The sequence below is a fragment of the Sphingomonas sp. JC676 genome (genome assembly GCF_014489075.1).
Taxonomy (GTDB): Bacteria; Pseudomonadota; Alphaproteobacteria; order Sphingomonadales; family Sphingomonadaceae; genus Sphingomonas.
Genome location: NZ_JACTGR010000010.1, coordinates 1 through 19,219, shown reverse-complemented (window position 1 = coordinate 19,219; position 19,219 = coordinate 1). Strand labels below are relative to the sequence as shown.

The 19,219-nt window shown below is 64.1% G+C and carries 12 protein-coding genes; 3 read left to right on the top strand and 9 right to left on the bottom strand.

Annotated features, from left to right (window positions below; translation table 11 throughout):
* Nucleotides 1-91: 91 nt before the first annotated feature.
* The 8 genes from IAG41_RS22465 to IAG41_RS22430 form a co-directional block, all read right to left on the bottom strand.
* The gene (locus IAG41_RS22465) at nt 92-1,768 is read right to left on the bottom strand and encodes a DUF5597 domain-containing protein (RefSeq protein ID WP_187730936.1); all 1,677 of its coding nucleotides are present in this window, start codon (nt 1,766-1,768) and stop codon (nt 92-94) included.
* Complete coding sequence (locus IAG41_RS22460; RefSeq protein ID WP_187730935.1) at nt 1,765-2,865, bottom strand: LacI family DNA-binding transcriptional regulator; 1,101 nt, start codon at nt 2,863-2,865, stop codon at nt 1,765-1,767. The genes IAG41_RS22465 and IAG41_RS22460 overlap by 4 nt, the downstream gene beginning before the upstream one ends.
* 94 nt (nt 2,866-2,959) lie before the next feature.
* On the bottom strand, nt 2,960-5,314 hold the full coding sequence (locus IAG41_RS22455; RefSeq protein ID WP_187730934.1) for a TIM-barrel domain-containing protein: 2,355 nt from the start codon (nt 5,312-5,314) through the stop codon (nt 2,960-2,962).
* 29 nt (nt 5,315-5,343) lie between these two features.
* Nucleotides 5,344-6,978, bottom strand: coding sequence for a family 43 glycosylhydrolase (locus IAG41_RS22450; protein ID WP_187730933.1), 1,635 nt, complete (start codon nt 6,976-6,978; stop codon nt 5,344-5,346).
* Nucleotides 6,979-6,989: 11 nt separating this feature from the next.
* Nucleotides 6,990-8,597, bottom strand: a complete 1,608-nt coding sequence (locus tag IAG41_RS22445) for a GH39 family glycosyl hydrolase (protein WP_316251210.1) — start codon at nt 8,595-8,597, stop codon at nt 6,990-6,992.
* A gap of 23 nt (nt 8,598-8,620) precedes the next feature.
* Nucleotides 8,621-10,156: a tryptophan halogenase family protein gene (locus IAG41_RS22440; protein WP_187730932.1), complete on the bottom strand. Its 1,536-nt coding sequence runs from the start codon at nt 10,154-10,156 to the stop codon at nt 8,621-8,623.
* On the bottom strand, nt 10,153-11,715 hold the full coding sequence (locus tag IAG41_RS22435) for a tryptophan halogenase family protein (protein ID WP_187730931.1): 1,563 nt from the start codon (nt 11,713-11,715) through the stop codon (nt 10,153-10,155). The genes IAG41_RS22440 and IAG41_RS22435 overlap by 4 nt, the downstream gene beginning before the upstream one ends.
* Nucleotides 11,716-11,773: 58 nt before the next feature.
* Nucleotides 11,774-14,722, bottom strand: a complete 2,949-nt coding sequence (locus tag IAG41_RS22430) for a TonB-dependent receptor (RefSeq protein ID WP_187730930.1) — start codon at nt 14,720-14,722, stop codon at nt 11,774-11,776.
* A 639-nt stretch (nt 14,723-15,361) separates the two neighbouring features.
* On the opposite strand from IAG41_RS22430, the gene IAG41_RS22425 reads away from it, so the two are divergent.
* The 3 genes from IAG41_RS22425 to IAG41_RS22415 all read left to right on the top strand — a co-directional run bounded on the left by IAG41_RS22425 (nt 15,362) and on the right by IAG41_RS22415 (nt 18,844).
* Nucleotides 15,362-16,423, top strand: a complete 1,062-nt coding sequence (locus IAG41_RS22425; RefSeq protein ID WP_187730929.1) for a sensor histidine kinase — start codon at nt 15,362-15,364, stop codon at nt 16,421-16,423.
* The gene (locus tag IAG41_RS22420) at nt 16,410-17,207 is read left to right on the top strand and encodes a LytR/AlgR family response regulator transcription factor (RefSeq protein WP_187730928.1); all 798 of its coding nucleotides are present in this window, start codon (nt 16,410-16,412) and stop codon (nt 17,205-17,207) included. Before IAG41_RS22425 ends, IAG41_RS22420 begins: the two co-directional genes overlap by 14 nt.
* Before the next feature lie 689 nt (nt 17,208-17,896).
* A complete protein-coding gene (locus IAG41_RS22415; protein WP_187730927.1) occupies nt 17,897-18,844 on the top strand; it encodes an IS1595 family transposase in 948 nt (315 codons plus the stop codon).
* 189 nt (nt 18,845-19,033) lie between these two features.
* Here the strand turns inward: IAG41_RS22415 and IAG41_RS23020 are convergent.
* Nucleotides 19,034-19,219 (bottom strand): hypothetical protein (locus tag IAG41_RS23020; protein WP_222950844.1); only part of this gene is annotated, 186 nt, incomplete at its 5' end.

The window sequence follows — 19,219 nt, the reverse complement described above, 5'->3', positions numbered from 1 at the left end:
CCCATGGGCCTGCGAGGGGCGATCACCGGCCATTGCCAGGCGATGCCAGGCTTCAGCGGGCGAACGCCGCCCGATGGTTCTCCGCCATCGATCAATTGGGATTTCCGACCGGAATGACAGGCTTTCCCCGGTACGCACCCAGCTTCACCCGAAGCACCTGCTCGCGATCGGTCAGGTTGAGACCATAGTCGGTCTGATCGCCATTCCAGACCCGGCGGAAGATCCATTTTCCATTCTGGTAATTCCCTTCCTCGACGCGAACATAGAGCATCGATTCCTGCGCCCGCGGCGCGGCCAGATCGAAGCGCACCCGGGTCATGAATCCCGTGACGAGAAATTCGTCCGGGCCGATCTCCGCGATGGCCACGCCACCTGTCGGCTCAGAATTGCCGGTGGGCCTGCCGGTGCCGAATTGCCATTGGCCGAAGGTTGCGGTCACCCGATACTTGCCCAGGTCCAGAAGCTGGCGATGCTCGGCCTTTGGATCGGTGGGTTCGGCGGCGCCCCAGGTCTTGCCGGCATAGGCCCACCTCGCCCATTCACGCTGCATCGGCTCGAACAGGCGATAGTTCCGGGCAAACAGCTCGAGCGTCTTGTCGTCGAGCGACTTGGCGCCCAGCGGAAAGTTCAGATAGCCGGTGGCATCCATGCCGAACGGGGCAAATCCGATCGCGCCATGCCCGACCACAGGAAAGAAATAGCGGGCGAATTCGGGAGCGTTTCCGGTTTCCGGCACCATCAACGCATTGTCGTCCCGCTCGTAGAGGCGCAGATATTCGAGATAGGCCGCTTGGTCACGATTATAGATGTCGGGCGACAGGAAATCGATCGAGGGCGCGGCGGCCTTATAGACATCGATGACATGGTGGATCGGCCCACCACTCGAATAGGTGGCGGCGGACTGCCGGCCGAACGCCGAGGCCAGGGCCGAATTCACGTACATGGGCAGCGGCTTGATCGCCTTTCCGGCAGCGGCAATTTCCTCGATGTAACGCGCGATATGCCATGCGTGGAAAAATTCATCGGCATCGGTCCCGAACACCGCCTTCCAGTTGCCGCTCTTCTTGCCGAAGCGCCGGAGCAGCGGCTCCGGGACCGGTCCGTCGAACAGCCTCTGCGCGACCCGCGAGAAATCTCGCACGCTCCCATAGCTGCCCACTTCGTTCTCGGGCTGCACCATGATGACGGTGTTCTGCCGGTCGTGGACCTTGAGGAAGTTCATCAGGGCGACGAAGGCGCGCTTGTCGGCCTCGAGGGTCGATCGATAGTGCGGCGAGAGCGCGTAATGGGTTTCTCCCTTCGCATTGGTCATCCGCGGAAAGCGGGCATTGTCGAGCTTCACCCAGGCCGGCGCGTAAGCGGGCGAGGTGTTTTTCCAGGTTGCGAACCACAGCAGAACGAGGCGGACATTATTTTCCCGTGCTTGCACGAGCAGAGTGTCGAGAAAGGAAAAGTCGAACCTGCCTTCCTCCGGCTCGACCTGCTCCCAGGCGATCGGGACCTCGACGGTATTCGCGTGCAATTTGCGGATCACCGGCCACACCTCGGGTAGCATGTCGGGATAGTTACTCGAATTATTGACCTGCGCGCCCAGCATCAGGAAGGGCTGGCCATCGACGATGAGCGCGTGCCGCCCCTCGCGGCTCTCGACACGCGGCGTCGCATCGGCGCGCTGCGCCCCGGCATTGGCCGGGAGAAGTACCGGCAAGGCCAAGGCCAGCGCCAGGACGAGGCGTGCGCAAAAGCGCTGCGCGAAACTTGTTGTCATTGTCTCTCCAGGTTGCTGGTGGCGCCCGAGGCGAAGGCGGATCCGGTGCTTTCGGGGGGAGCATCGGAATCCCGAAACATCAGTCGGTGCTCGAGCAGGACTTTGCGGATCGCGGGCCGCCGCTTGCGCCGCACCGCGTGCAGTTCGTCGGCGAGCTGCCGGACCCCGAAATGCACCATCTCGGCGACCGGCCGGCTTACCGTGGTCAATCGCGGGAAGACCATCAGGGCGATCTCGCTATCGTCGAACCCGCAGATGCTGAGCGACCGCGGCACATTGACCCCGCGCCCGCGCGCGACGCTGATCGCGGCGGCGGCCATGTCGTCGTTCGATGCGAACAGGGCGGTGATCCGCGGGCGCGTGTCGAGTGCCTGCTCCGCCGCGGCGATCGCCGAGCCGAAATTGTAGCGGCCTTCCCATTGCAGCGACCGGTCGGGCGCGATGCCGTGCGCAGCGAGCGCCGCCTCATAGCCCAGCCGCCGTCGCTCGGAAGAGCGGTGGCGCGGATGCCCGAGGATCAGGCCGATGCGGCGATGGCCGAGCTGGACCAGATAGCTGGTCAGTTCATAGGCCGCGCGCTGGTCGTCGATGCCGATCGTCGAGATCGCCGGATCCTCATCGCCGCATCCGATCGCGACAACGCGCAGCCCGGCGTCGATGAGGAGCAGGCGGAGCCGGGCATCGTCGCACAGAGGCGGGGGCAGGATGACGCCCTCGACGCCGAGATCGGTAACGGACCTGGCCGTTTGCGCGGGGTCGTCTTCAACGCGCGCCTTGAGGAAGAGCAATTGCACATTCGCCGAGATCGCCGCCTCGAAGCCATTGCCGACCACCTCGCCGAGAAAGGTCGCGTTCGGACTGTCGAACAGGAAGGCAATTTTCGGGGCAGTCTGCGACCCGGCCAGGACCTTCGCTGCGCTGTTCGGCGTGTAGTCCAGTGCCTTGATCGCGCTCTCGATCCGTTCCCGTGTTTGCGGCCGCACGGCCTGCTTGTCGTTCAGCGCGCGCGATACGGTCATCTGCGAGACGCCCGCATGCTCTGCGACGTCGCGTATCGTGGCGGCCCGCGCCGGACCGGGAAGCGGGGGAGGCCTCACGCTCAGCCTCCCCCACCCGCCCAGCGCGACGCGCCCGACAGCGCGCTCGGCGCGCCGGTGGACAGCGTGGCGGGCTCGCGGACGCGGTCTAAAATCATCGACTGCTCCGCGCCGGCGTGGACGCGGTCGGCGTCGGCGCCACCACACGGACCAGCGCTTGGGCATCCTGCCCGGTCGGAAGTTTCCCCGAAGCCGTCAGGCGCTTGGCGGAATCGTCCCAGCGCAGCACCACCGGTCGGCCCACACCGGACTTGTAGCCATTGGTGACGCCGTCATCGTCGTAATAGCTGAAGCTGCCTTCGGCGCCCGGGTAAACGCGGATCTCGGTCAGCGGCTGGCGCTTGCTGGTGGTGGCGATATCGGCGCCGAGCGGCACGATCGATCCTGCCCGCACGAACAGCGGCATGCGTTCGATCGGCGCCGCCGCGTCGATCCATTGGCCGCCGGCATGCTTCTCGTTGGAGTACCAATCGTACCAGTCGCACCCCGCCGGCAGGTAGACCCGGCGATGGGTGACGCCCTGGTCGAGGATCGGCGCGACCAGGAACGCGGGGCCGAACATATATTGGTCGCCGATCGTGGCGGCTTCGGCGTCCTTGGGAAAGTCCATGAACAAAGCGCGCATGAACGGCGCGCCGCTGCGATAGGTCTGGTAGCCCATCGAATAGAGATAGGGGATCAGCCGGTACCGAAGGCGCAGGAAGTCGGCGAGGATCGGCTCGGCGGCGCTGCCATATTCCCAGATCGCGGTCGCCGGGCGCTGACCATGGATGCGCAAGGTCGGCGTGAAGCTGTTGAGCTGGAACCAGCGGACGAACAGCTCGGGATAGTCGCGATAGGAAGGCGCCATCGCAGTGGCGCCTGCCGGGTCGACCAGCACCGGGCGTTCAGGCGCCGGCCCGCTCGGCCATTGCCAGCCACCGGTGTCGCTGCTGGTATAGGCGATCCCACTTGCCGCCATGTTGAGATTGGCGGGGACCTGGCGGCGCAGCGCCTCCCAGGTCGACTGGACGTCCGAGGTCCAGAACAACGCGCCCGAGGCCTGGGCCCCGAGATAGGCGGCGCGCGCCAGGATCAGGTTGCGAAAGGTCGGACGATCTTTCGCCGAGCCTTCAGCGACGCCGGCTGTGTGCACCAGCGGGAACAAGTTGTGATAGCGATCGCCCGAGCCGATCGAATAGAAATAGCCATCGGGCACGAGGTCGGGCTCGGTCTCGTCGAGCCAGAACCAGTCAAAGCCCTGGCTCGCGAGATTGTCGCGGATCTTTTCCCAGAACCAGCTTCGCGCCTCAGGGTTCGTGCTGTCGAGCAGCGCGCCGGCCCGGTCCGAGCGGACGGCCAGGCCGTCGGCTGGCTTGCCCTGCTTGTCCTTGAGCAGCCAGCCTTTGGCGGCGAGCATGTCGTAATAGCGGCTCTCGCGTTCGAAGCGCGGCCAGACCGAAAGGATCGAGTGCATCCCCGCATCGTGCAGCTGCTTGTTCATGCCAGCGGGGTCGGGAAAGGCCGCGCGGTCCACGTCGAGCTGGCCCATGCGCGTCCAGTAGAACCAGTCGAGCACCATCACGTCGAGCGGATAGCCGCGCTTGCGATAGCCTTCGGCGATGCCGAGCAGTTCGGCCTGGCTTTCGTAGCGTGCTTTGGACTGGATAAGGCCGAACGCGGCCTTGGGCGGCAATGGCGTCGCGCCGGTCAGCCGCGCATAGCCGGCATAGAGGTCGTCGGTGGTATCGCCGGCGATGACGAAGAAGGAAACCCGCTCGCCCACTTTCGACTGGAAGGTCGTACGACCGTGCAGACCGGGAGACACGGCGGTCGTGGATGGATTGTCCCAGACAATGCCATAGCCCTGGCTGGTGACGAGGAACGGCACGCACACCGTCTCGCCGGCGGGCGCATCGTAATTGTGACGACAGTCGACGGTGCGGCCGCGCAGATCGAGCTGGCCCTCCTGGTTCTGGCCGAGACCGTAATAATGGGTGCCTGGCGTGTCGGCGAAGCTCGCGCCGACGCGGAACGTGTCTTCGCCGTTCACTTCCTGTGGTGCCATCTCCCAGCCTTGCATCGTCGTGACCGCGCGACCGTCGGGCCGGCGGATCAGGATCGAGACCGGCGGCAGCGACGGTGCGAAATAGCGCTCCATCTGCGTGGGCGCCTTGGGCCAGGGCTGCGCATTGACCGTCACCGACAGTGCCGTGGAGACGAAGCTGTCGCCGGCGGCGTCGACGCTGTGCGTCCAGCCGCGAGGGTCGGGCTTGGCGCTGACGCCCGGGCCGGCCCCACGATCGAGCTCGCTGCGATCGAGTGCGATCGTCACATGGATGATGTTGGGCGCATAGGCCTCGATCGAGACCAGCCCGCCATTGCGGTCCAGGGTTGCCAGCGACTGGGCCGCCGCAGGAGACGCGGCAAGCAAAGCGGTGCATGCCAGCAGGGCACGATAGTGAGACATGGAAACTCCCCGTGGTTGCGGATGCGCGGTCATTGCGAGGCGTCGGCGGCGCGATAGGTCAGGGCGCGGAACGCGACCCTGCCCTCGCCGGAGGCGAAGATTCCTGGCCGCAGGCTGAGAAAGCCGTCGGCGACATTATGGTTGTAGCCGGCCACTTCGAACGAGCGTTCCTTGGTCCAGCGCACGCCATCGGCGCTGTGGAAGAAGGTGACGACATTGTCCTGGTTCAGGAGGCGCAGGAACCGGCGGCGCCCCGATATCGCGCCGCCCGGCGGCCAGCGTTCCACCTGCCCGATCCGATAGGCGTGGAAACGGCCGTCGCTGAGACCCAGGCCGCAAAAGAGCTTCTCGTTGTAGAAAAGCAGCAGCCCGCCTTGCGCCTTGCTCTGGATCTCGACCTCGACCGTGACCTCATAGGACCGGTCGCCCGCGACGAAGAGCAAGGGAGACGAATCCGCCGGGCCGGTGCCCTGCCCGGCAAGGAACAGCATGTCGGACTTGAGCTCGGCGCGTTCCAGATAGCCGCGGCGCGGTGCGTAATAGGACAGCCTGGGGCGGAACATGTCCGCGCCAAAGCCCGACAGCGCCTGCCCGCTGGTGCCCGTCGATGCGGGGACCGGCTTGGCCATCGGCCGCGACAGGTCGCCGCCCAGGGCGCGCGGCCAGCCGTCCGCGCTCCACTCCATCGGTTCGAGCAGCATCTGCCGGCCGAGCGTGCGATAGCCATTCTCATAGCCATGGTAGATCAACCACCAGTCGCCCTTGGGCCCTTGGACCGGCGTGGCGTGGCCGCGCGACCACCAGGGCTCGCCGACACTCTGGGTGCGCACGATCGGGTTGTGCGGGCAATTCTCCCATGGCCCGTGCACCGAACGGGAACGGGCGACCACGACCATATGGCTGGTCGGCGGTCCGGCGGTCCCGCCCTGCCCCGAGAACATGTAGAACCAGCCCTGCTTGCGCAGCAGCTTGGGCCCTTCGAGCGCGAACCCCTCGATCACCCAGTCCTCGGGGATCGGCCAGCCGTCATAGACATGGGTGACGGGACCCGCCGCCGAGAGCCCGTCGTCGCTCAGCGGGGCACGGTTGCCGCCGTTGAAGAATAGATAGCGCTTGCCGTCCTCGCCGACGACATGGCCGGGGTCGATCAGGCCGTCGAACTTGAGGTCGATCGGATCGCTCCACGGCCCGCGCATGCTGTCGGCATGGATGACCCAGGTCTTGACCGGCCGCGCCTTGTCGGCCGGATCGAGTGCCGGGATGTAGATGAAGTAGCGGCCGTCATGCTTGGCGATGTCGAGCGCCCATACGATGCCGATATTCCTGGTCAGCGCCGCGGTGAGCGGGGTCCAGTTCACCAGGTCGCGCGAATGCCAGATCGGCACGCCCGGATAATAATTGAATGACGAGAAGGTGGCGTAATAATCCTCCCCATCCTTGAGGATGTTCGGATCGGGCCGATCGCCGGCAAGGGCGGGATTGCGGAAGCGCCCGTCGCCGAGATCGGCCTTGCGCTGCCCCTCGATCCCGCGTTGCCACGACATGGACGGCGCGCCGCAATCGCTGGCGGGGGAGGACGAGGCGCGCGCAGCCGTGTTGGCGGGCAAGGCCAGCCCCGCCGAGCCAAGGGCAAGCATCAGGGTTTCGCGGCGTGTCGGTTTCATCTTTGCGTCCCTCAGCGACGACGCGCGCGCGCCGGCGCCGTGACCGGCTCGAGCAGCGCGAGCACGGCGTCATTGGTCTTCATCGGCACCTGGAGCGCGTAGCGGCCGTCGGCGCCGACGCGCACGCGCGTGTCGGTCTCGGGCAGGTCGCGGGTGAGCGCCTGCAATTCGCTCAGCTGCGAAGGGCTGAGCTTTGCAGGCGATCCCATTTCGAGGTAGCGGCTGTGCGCGTCGTTCGACCGGAAGCCGGTGCGCCGCAAGGTCAGCCGGTATTGGCCCGGGCGGAGGCCCGCGAAGCGCAGGTCGAGGGCGCGCGCCGGCTTGGCCGGCAGCAGCTTGGTGTAGAAGGGGCGGTTGCTGAGCTTCTGGTCAGGCAGGTCCCAGCTCCAGACCAGCACCCCCGTCTTGCCGTTCGCGCTGGTAGCCAGAACCTGCTGGTCGGCGACCGGCAGCTCGCGGCCGTGCAGCTGGTTGAGATATTTATAGGCGAACCAGGCGGGTTTGCGGATGCCCTCGGGCGTCATCAGACCGAAGCCGCCCTGGAAGGTCGCGGTCGGCGGGCCCGGCTCCTCGAACAGGTCGCTATAGGTCCAGTAGCTCATGCCCTGGGCATCGGCGCGCGTCGCCTTGAGCTTGCCCAGGATATAGGCCGCGCTGATATAGGAATCATGCACTGGGTCGCGCGGATTGTAGCTGGTGCTCCACTCGCTGAAATAGAGCGGGATGCCCTTGAACTTCGTCGCCTCGATCTGCTGGCGCACCTTGCGGACATCGGCGCTGATCGCGTCGGGGTTGGCCGAGAGCTTGTTGTCGTCATGGCCATATTCGTCGAGGAAGCCGCCCTCGACGCCGTAGGTGTGGGTGGTCACGAAATCGACCGGCAGGCCCCGCTGGGCCGCGAAGGCGAGCAGGTCGGGTACCCAGGCGGCCCCCGCGGTGGACGGACCGCCCACCTTGAGCTGCGGGTCGACCGCCTTGATCGCGAGCACGCTGTTCTCGTAGAGCGCGAGATAGGCCTGCTTGTCGGCCTTCTCCCAGAATCCGTCCAGGTTCGGCTCGTTCCACACCTCGAAGAACCAGCTGCGCACCTCCTTCGCGCCGTAGCGGTCGATCAGGTGCCGGACAAAGGCATCGACCAAGGCATGCCAGGCCTTGGGCTCGGGGTGCGAGGTGTTGCCTTTCCAGTAGAAGATCGTCTGATCCGACGTCTTCATCGCCTCGGGCGTGAAGCCGAGCTCGACGAACGGCTTGATCCCCATATGGAGGAGCGCGTCGTAGAGCCGGTCGATCCTGGTCCAGTCATAGACCGTCGTCCCATCGACGATCTTCACCGTGCCGAACACGTCGTGGAAGATCGCGTGGAAGCGGATATAGCGGAAGCCGAGCTCGTCCACCGCCGTCTTGAGCTGGGCAAGATTCTCCGGCCGCGCGGTGGTGCCAGGATAATCGGCGCCCACCGAGAAGTTGAACGAACGATCGAACGGCTTGCCCGGCTGTGACACGTCCACCTCAATCGTCCGCGCCGTCGGTGCCTGGGCCAAGGCAGGCACCTGAGCGGCCAGCATGGCGGCCGCCACGCCCAGCAAAATGGTCGCACCGGCACGCATTCTCGACGGCATCGTTACTTTCCCCCTTTTGATGATCATGCCACCGCGCGGGCGGAACAGTGTTCGGCGATATAGTCCTCGTGCCGCGGCATCGCCTCGGCCGTGCGCGCGATCAGGTCTCGCAAATGTTCGAGAAAGCGGGCGGTCTCGTCGACTGGCAGCATCGCGGTGAGCGGATCGGCGGCCCGGGGCAGGATGTTCTGCCCGGTCAGCACCGCGATCCAGCTCTCGACGGTGAACAGCGAATTATGCGCCTGGAAGATGCGCCCCTTGCGGCGCCACAGCTCGATCCGCGCGGCCAGACTGTCGGGCACGTCCATCGTCCGGCAATAGTTCCAGAACTCGGAATCCTGCCGCTCGGTCGCACTGTAATGAAGGATGATGAAGTCGCGGATATGTTCATATTCCTCGACCATCCAGCGGTTATATTCGTCGATCTCGACGGCATCGACGCCGCTGTCCGGGAAGAACGACATTAGCCGCATGATGCCCGACTGGATCAGGTGGATGCTGGTCGACTCCAGCGGCTCGATGAACCCGCTCGCCAGCCCAATCGCGACGCAGTTCTTCTCCCACATCCGCTCGCGTCGGCCGGCGGTGAAGCGCAGCAGCCGCGGCTCGGCGATTGCCGGCGCATCGAGCCCGGCGATCAATGCCTGGAGCGCATCCTCGTTGGCGATATGCGCGCTCGAGAAGACGTGCCCGTTGCCGACGCGGTGCTGGAGCGGGATGCGCCAGCGCCAGCCCGCCTGCCCGGCGCTCGCGCGCGTATAGGGGATGGGCGGCCCGCTGCTCGCGGTCGGCACCGCGATCGCGCTGTCGCACGGCAGCCAATGCTGCCAGCTGCGGTACGGCACGCCGAGCGCTTCGCCGAGCAGCAGCGCGCGAAAGCCGCTGCAATCGACGAAGAAATCGCCCTCAATCCGGCGCCCGTCCTCCAGCACCACCGCGGTGATCTGCCCGTCGAGCGGCGCCTGCTCGACCGTGCCGATCTTGCCCTCGACGCGCACCACGCCGTTCGCCTCGGCATGGCCGCGCAGGAACCGCGCATATAGGCCAGCATCGAAATGATAGGCGTAGCTGAGGCCGGAAAGCACCGCCTCGGGATTGGGCGACGGCTTGGCGAAGCGGCGCCGCTTCGCCGCGGCGATCGAAATCGAATAGTCCTCGATGCCACCGGGCGCGCTGTCCGCTTGCCCAAGCAGGAGCTGGCGCAGCCAGAGCTGGTGGAAGCTGATCCCGAAGGTCGACCGGCCATATTTGCCGAAGGGGTGGATATAGCGGTCGCCGAGCCGGCCCCAGTCGACGAACTCGATACCGAGCTTGAAGGTGCCCTGGGTCGCAGCGACGAAAGCGTTCTCGTCGATCCCCAGCGCCGCATTGAAGTCGAGCAAGGGCGGGATCGTCGCCTCGCCCACCCCGACGGTGCCGATCTCGTCGGACTCGACCAGCGTGACCGAGACTCCGGCCGCGCACATGCGCGACACCGCCGCGGCCGTCATCCACCCGGCCGAGCCGCCGCCGACGATGATCAACCGCCGGATCGGCGCCACGGGTCCCTCGCCACTCATGCCGCGTTCGCCCCCTGGCCGAAGTGCGAGGTGGCTGCGAAGCGGACAAGATCGCGGTTCGAGGGCAATTGCCGCACCGCATAGTCCGCCTGTGCCTGCACTTGGGCAAAGCGTTCGCGCGCCGCATCGGTGAGCCGGTAGGCGCCGGCCTTTGCGGACAGGTCCGTCCTCCAGCCCATGCCGTAGAGGACATATTGCCAACTCGATGCCGGGAACATGTCGATATTGGGATCGATGTCGAGCTCGTTGGGCGGGCGGAAGCGCCAGCGGTCGAGCAGCTCGATCAGGCTGTCGGGCGCGGACGCGGGATCGCGATTGGCTTCCCAGAAGCTCCCGCTGCGCTTGCTGAGCCAATAATGAAGCTTGATGAAGTCGAGGGCGCGTTCGTAGCGGCGGCGCATGAGCGCGTTGAACTGACGCGCCGAGGTCTCGAACTCGCCCGCCCAGGGAAAAAGGTTGGCGATCAGGGCCGCCGCAACCTCGGACAGGACGATACCGGTGGCCTCGAGCGGCTCGAAGAAGCCGCTCGACAGCCCCACTGCGACGCAGTTCTTGTGCCAGCTGATCTCCCGATAGCCGGCGTCGAAGCGGAAACGGCGCGCCTCGAGCGCGTCCGAAGCGGGTCCGATATAGTCGCGCAGCGCCTGCTCGGCCTCGTCGGCACTGCTATGCGCCGAGGAATAGACGTGGCCGATGCCACGGCGGGTATCGAGGCCGATGTCCCAGATCCAGCCCGCCTCCTGCGCGGTCGAAATCGTGTAGGAGGCGATCGGCGCGTCCGGCCGGTCATAGGGCACCTGCAGGGCGATCGCGCCGTCGCAGAACAAGGTTTCGCCGAGCGATTTCCATGGCTCGCCCAGCGCCTTGCCGATTAGCTCGGCACGAAAGCCGGTGCAGTCGATGTACAGGTCCGCCTCGAGCAGGCCGTGCTCGGCGGAGCGGACGCCGGCGATTGCGCCGTCGTCGGCGAGCAGCACTTCCTGCACCGTGCCGGTGAGGTGCCGGACGCCATTGGCGATGCCCTGCTCGCGCAGCAGCGCGGCGAGCGCGACGGCGTCGAAATGGAAGGCGTAGCCGAGCGGGCCGACATAGTCGGGATGGGTCGGGAGCTTGGGTGCGCGGTGCGCATCCGCCGCGCGCTTCTGGGGCGTCGCGGCCTCGTCCCAGGGACGGTCGCCCGCGACCCCGAGCAGCCAATAAGGCAGGAGCTCCGGCCCCTCGCTGTCGTCCGCGACCTGGAACGCATGGAGGAAATTGTCGGAACCCGGAGCGGCGGCGGCATCGCCGCGCCAGTCGACGAACTTGGCACCCTGTTTGAAGGTCGCGCCGCAGCGGCGGATCAGGTCCGCTTCGTCGACGCCGATCCGCGACAGCGTCTTACGGATAGTGGGAAACGTGCCCTCCCCCACCCCGAGGATTCCGATGTCGCTGGATTCGATCAAGGTTATCCGTGCGCCGCCAGCCAAGTCGGCCCCCAGCGTGCGCGCAAGATATCCTGCGGTCAGCCAGCCGGCCGTTCCGCCGCCGACGACCAGGATGTTTCGACCATCGCCATTCATCGCCGCACTCCGCAAAAAAGGTGTGGCGGACGCGCAGCGCCCGCCACACCAGGAGGGTTCAGAATGCCAAGTTGATGCCGGTGCTGATACGGCGATCGCTCTGGAACCAGCTACGTCCGTAGAGATTGCCGCCGGGGTAACCGCCCTGTAGCGTACGCTGCATCGAGTTGGTTAGGTTGGCCCCCTGGACGCTAAAGGAGAAGTTCTCGGTGACCTTGAAGCGGACACCGGCTTCGAGCTGCCCATAGTTCGCCCCGTAGACCGGAAGCGAGATCTGGGTGTTGGTACCGCTGCCATCGACCAGGTTGGTGACTACCCCGGGCGCGCTGTAATAGGCGTAGCTTGGGCTGGTGCCGTTGCCGTTCACTGTCGTCAGATATTTCGAACGCCAGGAATAGGCGATGCGCGCCGAGATTGCCTTGCGCTCATAGAGCAAGGTCGCGTTGAAGTTGTGCTTCGAGAGACCCACCAGCGGCACGTCGTTATGGGCGAGGCCATTGACGTCGAGATAGCGATCGCCCGGGTTCTTGCTGTCGATAAAAGTGTAATTCCCTTCGAAGCCGAAGCCGCCCAGAAAGCCCGGCAGCCTGTCGAAGAAGATGCGCCCGCCGACCTCGAAACCCTTTACAGTCGCCTTGGTGGCATTGAACGTATCCGTTGCCGCAGCCGCGGCGGTCTCGGTGGTGCCGTCGGTGTATACGACGGTCACGTCTCGCGTGGTGAGCGAACGGGTCGGGAGGTTCGTGATCCGCTTGTAGAAGGGCGCCAGGTGGAACGTCGTGCCCGCCCGCGGATACCATTCGAGCGAGACGTCGAGATTGTTCGACAGGGTCGGCTTGAGAAACGGATTGCCGGTATCCGCGGTGAAGTTCGTGAAGATGCCGGGAGCGCCTGGGACCGGATTGGCGGTGGTCGCCACGCCGATCGAGCCGTTCGAGCGCAGCGCGCTGAACGAAGGCAGGTCGAGCGTGATGTTGTAGCCGAAGCGAAGCTTCACGTCCTGGGTGGGCGCATAGTCGAGATTGACCGAAGGCAGGACATAAGTGAAGTCGGTCTTGCCGCCCCGCGGGATCGCCTGAGCGCCGAGCGACAAGGTCTGGCCGTTGCGGATGAAGGTCGATGCATTCTGCTGGATGAAGCCGTCGGACTCGTTGCGCAGGTTCACGACGCGCGCGCCCACATTGCCCGAGATGCCCGAGCCGGTGCCGAAGCGCACCAGCGCGTAGCCGGCCAGCGTCCGCGTTTTGTTGTTGTTGGCGTCGATCGGCAGGATGAACCCGGGCTGGCGATAGGTCGAACCGCCATAGCCGGTAGGTGCCGGCGAATGCAGGGCGACGCGGTCCATCTGCCGGACTAGCGCATCGGTGGCGAACATCAGATTGGCCGGCAGAACCGCCTGCCCGTGGAAGAAATCCTTGAAGACGTGGAGCTCGGTGTCGCCGGGCTTGGCATCCGCATAGGTCAGCTGCGGATCGCCGTTCCAGCCACGGCCCAGCGGCTGCCAGTCATAACCGTTGGCAAGGTCGCGCTCGGTACGATCAGCATAGCGACCGCCGATCTTGACCGAGCGGAAGAAGCTGTCCTCGAATTTGTATTCGAGGTCTAGATTGGCGGAATCGAGCTTGCCCTTGTTCCGCTCATTGTGCGGCATCGTGGCCGTCCAGAAATAGTTCGCCGGGTTCAGCAGAAAATCCTGGGTTCCGGCGGGCACCGTCACGACCGGCAGGTCACCGCTCAGGTCCATGCCGAAACCGGCTGGGAAGGAGGTGTCGCGGAACACGTCGAGGCGGTCATAGGTCTGGCTCGACTCGACGCGCTGGACCGCGCCCTTGACCGACAACGGGCTGTCGGCAGGCGAGAAGTCGAAACTCAGCGAATAGTCGCGGGTGGTCGTGCGGCTGGCATAGGCGCCCTTGTTGCCGCCCGAAGTGATCGCACCGCCCGGCAGGAAAGTGCTGGTGTCGCGATTGTAGAAGGATGGCGACGAGATCAGCACGTTGTTGGCGTCGAATTTGCTGTTCGCCGGATCGACCGCAAGCGACTGCGAGGAGACGAACGAGCCCCAGTCACCCGAACGATTCTTATAGCGCGACTGGAAGAAGGTGCCGGTGAACGTCAGGTCGGGTGAGGGCGCCCACTGCACGGCACCATAGATGCCGGTACGCGTCCGCTGGAACTGTTCCTCGCCATAGGTGTAGCCGCCCGGAATGTAATAATCGTTCCCGCTGATCCGCGTCCGCAGATACGGCTCCGCGCGGAAGAAGTGCGAGGTCGAGCTCAGCCGGCTGTACGCGACGTCCGCCAGGATGCCGATATCGCCGATCGGCGTGGACCAGCGGTCGGTGACCAGCACCGAACCCGACAGGTCGCCCTTCTGTGCCAAATCGCCGAGGCTGAGGTCGCCGGTCGCGGCGACGTGGAAACCGCCATGAAAATCGAACGGCACCTTGGTGCGCAGGTCGATCTGGCCGCCGGTGCCCCCCTCGATCAGGTCAGCGGTCGAGCCCTTATAGACGTCGACAGCGGCCATCATTTCCGGGGTCACGTCGCCGAACTGGATCGCACGGCCGTTGTTGGCGCTGAATATCTCGCGGCCATTGAGGCGCGACGCCACCCCTGTGAGGCCGCGCACCTGGATGCCCGATCCTTCCACAGAATAATGGTCGGGATCGCCCAGTGCGCCGAAGCGGACGATGGTCACGCCCGAGACGCGTTGCAGCACCTCGGTGATCGAGTTGTCCGGAAGCTTGCCGGCGTCATCGGCAACGACCGAATCGATGATCGTCTCGGAGTTCTTCTTGCGGTTATCGGCGGACTCGAGCGCTGCGCGCCGGCCCGTCACCACAATCGCGTCGCTCTGGTCCTCGCTCGCTGGCGCCGCATCCTGCGCGCCGGCATCCGCGGATTGTTGCGCAAAAGCTGGAACCGCGAAGCCCGCGCCGATCAGCGCCAGCAGCGAAACGCCACCTCGAGCTGCACTCTGCCAACGTTGTCGTGAATTCAACATTTTCCACCCTCTCCTTAGATGTGCTGACCTGTTTTGACGGTCGCGGTTTCTCGCCTGCCAGCGCAAAAGACTGGGCAGGCGGACCGCTCACACACGAGGACAAAGGCCACAAACGCGGGACCAAGTCTATGGATGTTAGCGCAAACAATTGGCATAAATCACTGATTTTTAGGTGAAATTCCACAGACACGAACCGGTTCGCAAATTCTCGGACCGGCCTGCAAATGCTCGGTCCAGTTCGAAACATTTTTTTGGTTTTTGCCCGCCGGACCTTGCCGGAACCGGTTACCGACGAGAAACTTGCAGTCGCCCGAATGGCTTTCCCTTGGCGCTAGGATCACCGGCACAATTGCGGGCTGACAGGAGGTTGCGCATCGATTCGGGAGTGAGAATGAGTCGCGGGAAGGTTCGGGAAGCGCGCCGGTGGCAGCTAAGGGCTCTGCGTGGAGCCCGCGGATTCACTCGCACCCAGCGCCCGCTCCGACATCCCCCTTCAACCGATGGCCGGATTAATCGATAGTGATGGGCATGAACCGCGTTTCATACAGGCTCGCCGCGGCGTCCGACGTGCCGCTCCCATTGGGGGCGCGGCACGAGGCGGAGGGAGCGGCCCGAACCGGCAAATGGCGGCCAAGGCTGATGCCCGCGCTCGTGATCCTCCTGGCGTGGACGGCGGTAGGCGCGTTCCAGGCGGTCCCGGATGCCTTGGACGGCTTCAAATGGAACGAGACCATCGGTAAATTTATCGAAGCCTGGGTTTGGGCGTTGTTCACGCCTGCGATATTGCTGGTGGATCGCAGGCTGACATCGGTGTCCCCGAGCGTCTTTATCATTGCGGCTGCCCATCTGGTGTTGAGCATTCCCTTCAGCCTTGCGCACGCTCTGATCGCCGGACTGGTCATGTACCCGATACCAGCGATCTGGTGGAATCCGCTGCGCAGCACGGAATTTGCGATCTACTTCTACCTTGGTGGGTGGATCACCTATTGCGCGATAATAGGGGTTCTTCAGACCTTGAAGTACCATAACCGCTTCCTCAGCAGTCAGGTCGCGTTGGCGCAAGTCGAGAGGAGGCTCGTCGAATCCCACCTCAACGCGCTGCGTCTGCAGCTGGAGCCCCACTTCCTGTTCAACACGCTGAACGCCATCTCCTCCGAGCTGGCGGCAAATCCCGAGCTCGCCCGGGAAATGATCGAGGACCTTGGCGCACTGCTTCGGCAGTCTCTCGATTGTCAGGGCAGCACAGAAATTACTCTGGCTCAGGAGCTCGCGCTTCTCGACCATTATCTTGCAATTCAAAAGCTGCGCTTCGGGGACAGGATTCAGGTTCGGATACAAGTCGAGCCGGCGACGCTTTCCGCACTGGTACCGTCGATGTTTCTTCAGCCTCTCGTCGAGAATGCCATTCGGCATGGTCTCGAGGGCCGACTTTCCGGCGGACAGATACTGGTCTCCGCCGAGCATGTCGGCGCGCAGCTGCAGGTGAAGGTGCTGGACGATGGTGTCGGCTTGCCGCCGCAATGGGGGCTCGAGACGTCCAGAGGCGTCGGGATACGCGTAACGCGGGAACGCCTCCAGGCGCTGTATTCCGAGCCGGGCGAATACGATTTCAGCGTCTTGCGGCGTGCAGGCGCCGGCACCGAAGTGATGATCCTTCTTCCTCTGCACCGGGCCGAAAGCGGCGCACGTGATATCGAATAAGTCGCTTTCTGCCCTGGTGGTCGATGACGAGGCTCCGGCGCGCCGGCGCATTTCCGATCTGCTTGCGAAGGATAATGATATCGGCGCGGTGATAGGCGCGGAGAACGGCATTGCGGCGATCGAGATGATCCAGCACCGTCGCCCCGACATCGTGTTTCTGGACGTCCAGATGCCAGGCGTGGATGGGTTCGGGGTTATAGAGGCGATCGGGGCGGAGATGATGCCCCTCACCGTGTTCGTCACCGCTTATAACCGTTTTGCTATACGTGCGTTCGAGGTCGACGCGATCGACTATTTGCTCAAGCCGTTCAGCGACCGGCGGTTCGAGCAAACTATGCAACGCGTCAAGGCGCGCTTGCGCGACCCTGAACACACGGATTCCGACGGCGGCAACAGCTTTGGTCCGGAGCTATTAAAGCTCATCGCCAGGCGCGAGAAGCCCGGCGAAATGTGGGACTGGATCGCGGTAAAGTCGCGCGACATTACCCGGCTCGTGACGGCCGACGACATAGACTGGATCGAAGCAGCCGGCGTGTACGTAACCGTCCACGCGAAGGAGGAGAGCTTTCTCTACCGTGCCGGTCTCGCAGTGGTCGCAAATCGACTCGACCCCTTCCGCTTTGTGCGCATCCACCGCTCGCACATTGTGAATGTGCGCTCCATCGCATCCTTGGAGCGCCGATCGCATGGTGAATTCGAAGTGGTCCTTAAGACGGGAACCAAGCTGATGATGAGCCGCACCTATCGCTCAGAAGTCGAAGCGATTTTGGGGCAACCTCTTTAGACAAAAAGACACGAGACGGGCTGGAACCTGACCGTGATCGCGGTTCCTTGCTCCAGGCAGGGAGCTGCGTGTCGGTGGGCAGTGGTTCGTCGACCGCGCTTAACCTGGTAAGTGGGGAGACTAGAATTCATGTACTCTCAGATCGTCCGCATCGCACTGCCGGCCCTCGATTTCTTGGCGGATGGCATTTTTCTCCAGCGGCTGCGGCGACATGCAAGGCACCATGAACAATAACAGTTTAGGATCGATCTAGATTCCGATCTCGATCGTGTTTCCAAAACAACCCTTGAATGGAAAGACCGGCTCGTCCCCCTATTTTTCCGGCTCGCAACATTTCAGTCGCGCACACGCGGACCGCGATTGCCCTGGCGAATTCGACCGATATGTTGCCGGCAGACTACCGAGGCCGCGCAATTGCAGACACTCGGAACCGACAGGAGTGTCGCATGCCAACCGCAGATCTTGGACCCAGCGTCGGAGAAGACGTGGGCGTACACGCCGGTTTCAAGAGAATGGAGCAGGTAATCGCACGACGCACGACACGAGGCTCGATTACCGCAACCCATTCGAATGCTGTCGCGCTTGGTTCGATGGTCTGAAGTGCGGACCTCGTCCGACGGTTTGTGCACGGGGAGGAAAAGGCGATTAGGTACTTGTTTGGACCAAAAGAGTGTGCCATATAATGGCGCATGGAAATCAACGGCATCACCGACATCGCCCGCTACCTCACTGACGAGGCCGCTGCTCAGGACGCGCTCTCCAAGCTGCGTTGGCCGAACGGTGTTCAGTGCCCGCTCTGTGTAGGCGGCAAGAAGGTCTACGAGACCAGCTACACCACCACAGCGCGCGGTAAGGAGACCGTCCGCAAGCAGTGGAAGTGCGGCGCTTGCCGGAAGAAGTTCAGCGTAACCTCGCGCTCGATCTTCGAGGGCTCGCACATTCCGGTTGGCAAGTGGATCTACGCCATCTTCCTCATGTGCAGCAGCAAGAAGGGCGTGAGCGCCAATCAGCTCAGCCGCGAGCTGGACATCGAATACAAGTCCGCTTGGTTCATGTGCCACCGCGTGCGCGAAGCCATGCTGCAAGAGCCTCTGGCTGGCATGCTCGGCACCGGGCCGGACTCCATCGTGGAGCTGGACGAAACGTACGTGGGCGGCAAAAAGAAGAACAACCGCCACGCCAAGCGCACCGCAGCAGCGGGCCGCAAGACTGCGGTTCTGACGTTGATCGACCGTGAGGGCGACGTTAAGACCGTCAAGGTGCCGAACGTCCGCAAGGGCACTCTACAGGCCTTGGCGCGTCCTATCGTTGATCAGAGCGCCACCATCATCACCGATGCGCACCTCTCGTATGAGGGCATTGGCGAGTACTTCGCTGGGCACCACACGGTTGACCACAGCAAGACCTTCGTACGCGGTGTGATCATGCACACGAACTTCGCGGAGTCGTACCACAGCCTGCTCAAGCGCGGCATTATCGGCGCCTTCCACCACGTAAGCGACAAGCACCTCCCGCGCTACCTCGCGGAGTTCGATCGCCGGTGGAATACGCGCAAAGAGCGTGATGGTGCGCGTACGGTGGACGTGATCGGCACCGCGATCGGCAAGCGACTAACCTACAAAGCGACGATCGGCTAAACGGCTGCTACGATCGCCGCACCCGGCTCGGCGATCGGCTCGGATCGTTTTCCGATCGGTTCGACGAAAATTCAACTTTGTATTGAACTTTTAACCGTTCGAGGCTATTTAACCCACAGCGCTCTGGCGAATGAGATAAGCGCGCCTACCCTTTGCGGGGTGCCGCGATTGCGGATGAAAGAGGCTTCGCTAGGGATCAATCCCGGGAATAGCTCCTTCGGGGGCTATTTCTTTTTCTACCTCCAAAGGGGGCTTTTTCCAGCGCACCTGAGCGCCCGCGACGGCAGCTGAGACAACTACCGGAAATTTGGCGGTTGGGAGCGCCTCGTCCAGCTTTGGGCGATGATGAGCGCTGACTACCATCATGACTGCATC

Bases quoted from the DNA above. Each gene is read 5' to 3' on its own strand.
- IAG41_RS22465 (WP_187730936.1), bottom strand. From the start codon at position 1,768: ATGACAACAAGTTTCGCGCAGCGCTTTTGCGCACGCCTCGTCCTGGCG.
- IAG41_RS22455 (WP_187730934.1), bottom strand. From the start codon at position 5,314: ATGTCTCACTATCGTGCCCTGCTGGCATGCACCGCTTTGCTTGCCGCG.
- IAG41_RS22450 (WP_187730933.1), bottom strand. From the start codon at position 6,978: ATGAAACCGACACGCCGCGAAACCCTGATGCTTGCCCTTGGCTCGGCG.
- IAG41_RS22445 (WP_316251210.1), bottom strand. From the start codon at position 8,597: ATGCCGTCGAGAATGCGTGCCGGTGCGACCATTTTGCTGGGCGTGGCG.
- IAG41_RS22440 (WP_187730932.1), bottom strand. From the start codon at position 10,156: ATGAGTGGCGAGGGACCCGTGGCGCCGATCCGGCGGTTGATCATCGTC.
- IAG41_RS22435 (WP_187730931.1), bottom strand. From the start codon at position 11,715: ATGAATGGCGATGGTCGAAACATCCTGGTCGTCGGCGGCGGAACGGCC.
- IAG41_RS22430 (WP_187730930.1), bottom strand. From the start codon at position 14,722: ATGTTGAATTCACGACAACGTTGGCAGAGTGCAGCTCGAGGTGGCGTT.
- IAG41_RS22425 (WP_187730929.1), top strand. From the start codon at position 15,362: ATGCCCGCGCTCGTGATCCTCCTGGCGTGGACGGCGGTAGGCGCGTTC.
- IAG41_RS22415 (WP_187730927.1), top strand. From the start codon at position 17,897: ATGGAAATCAACGGCATCACCGACATCGCCCGCTACCTCACTGACGAG.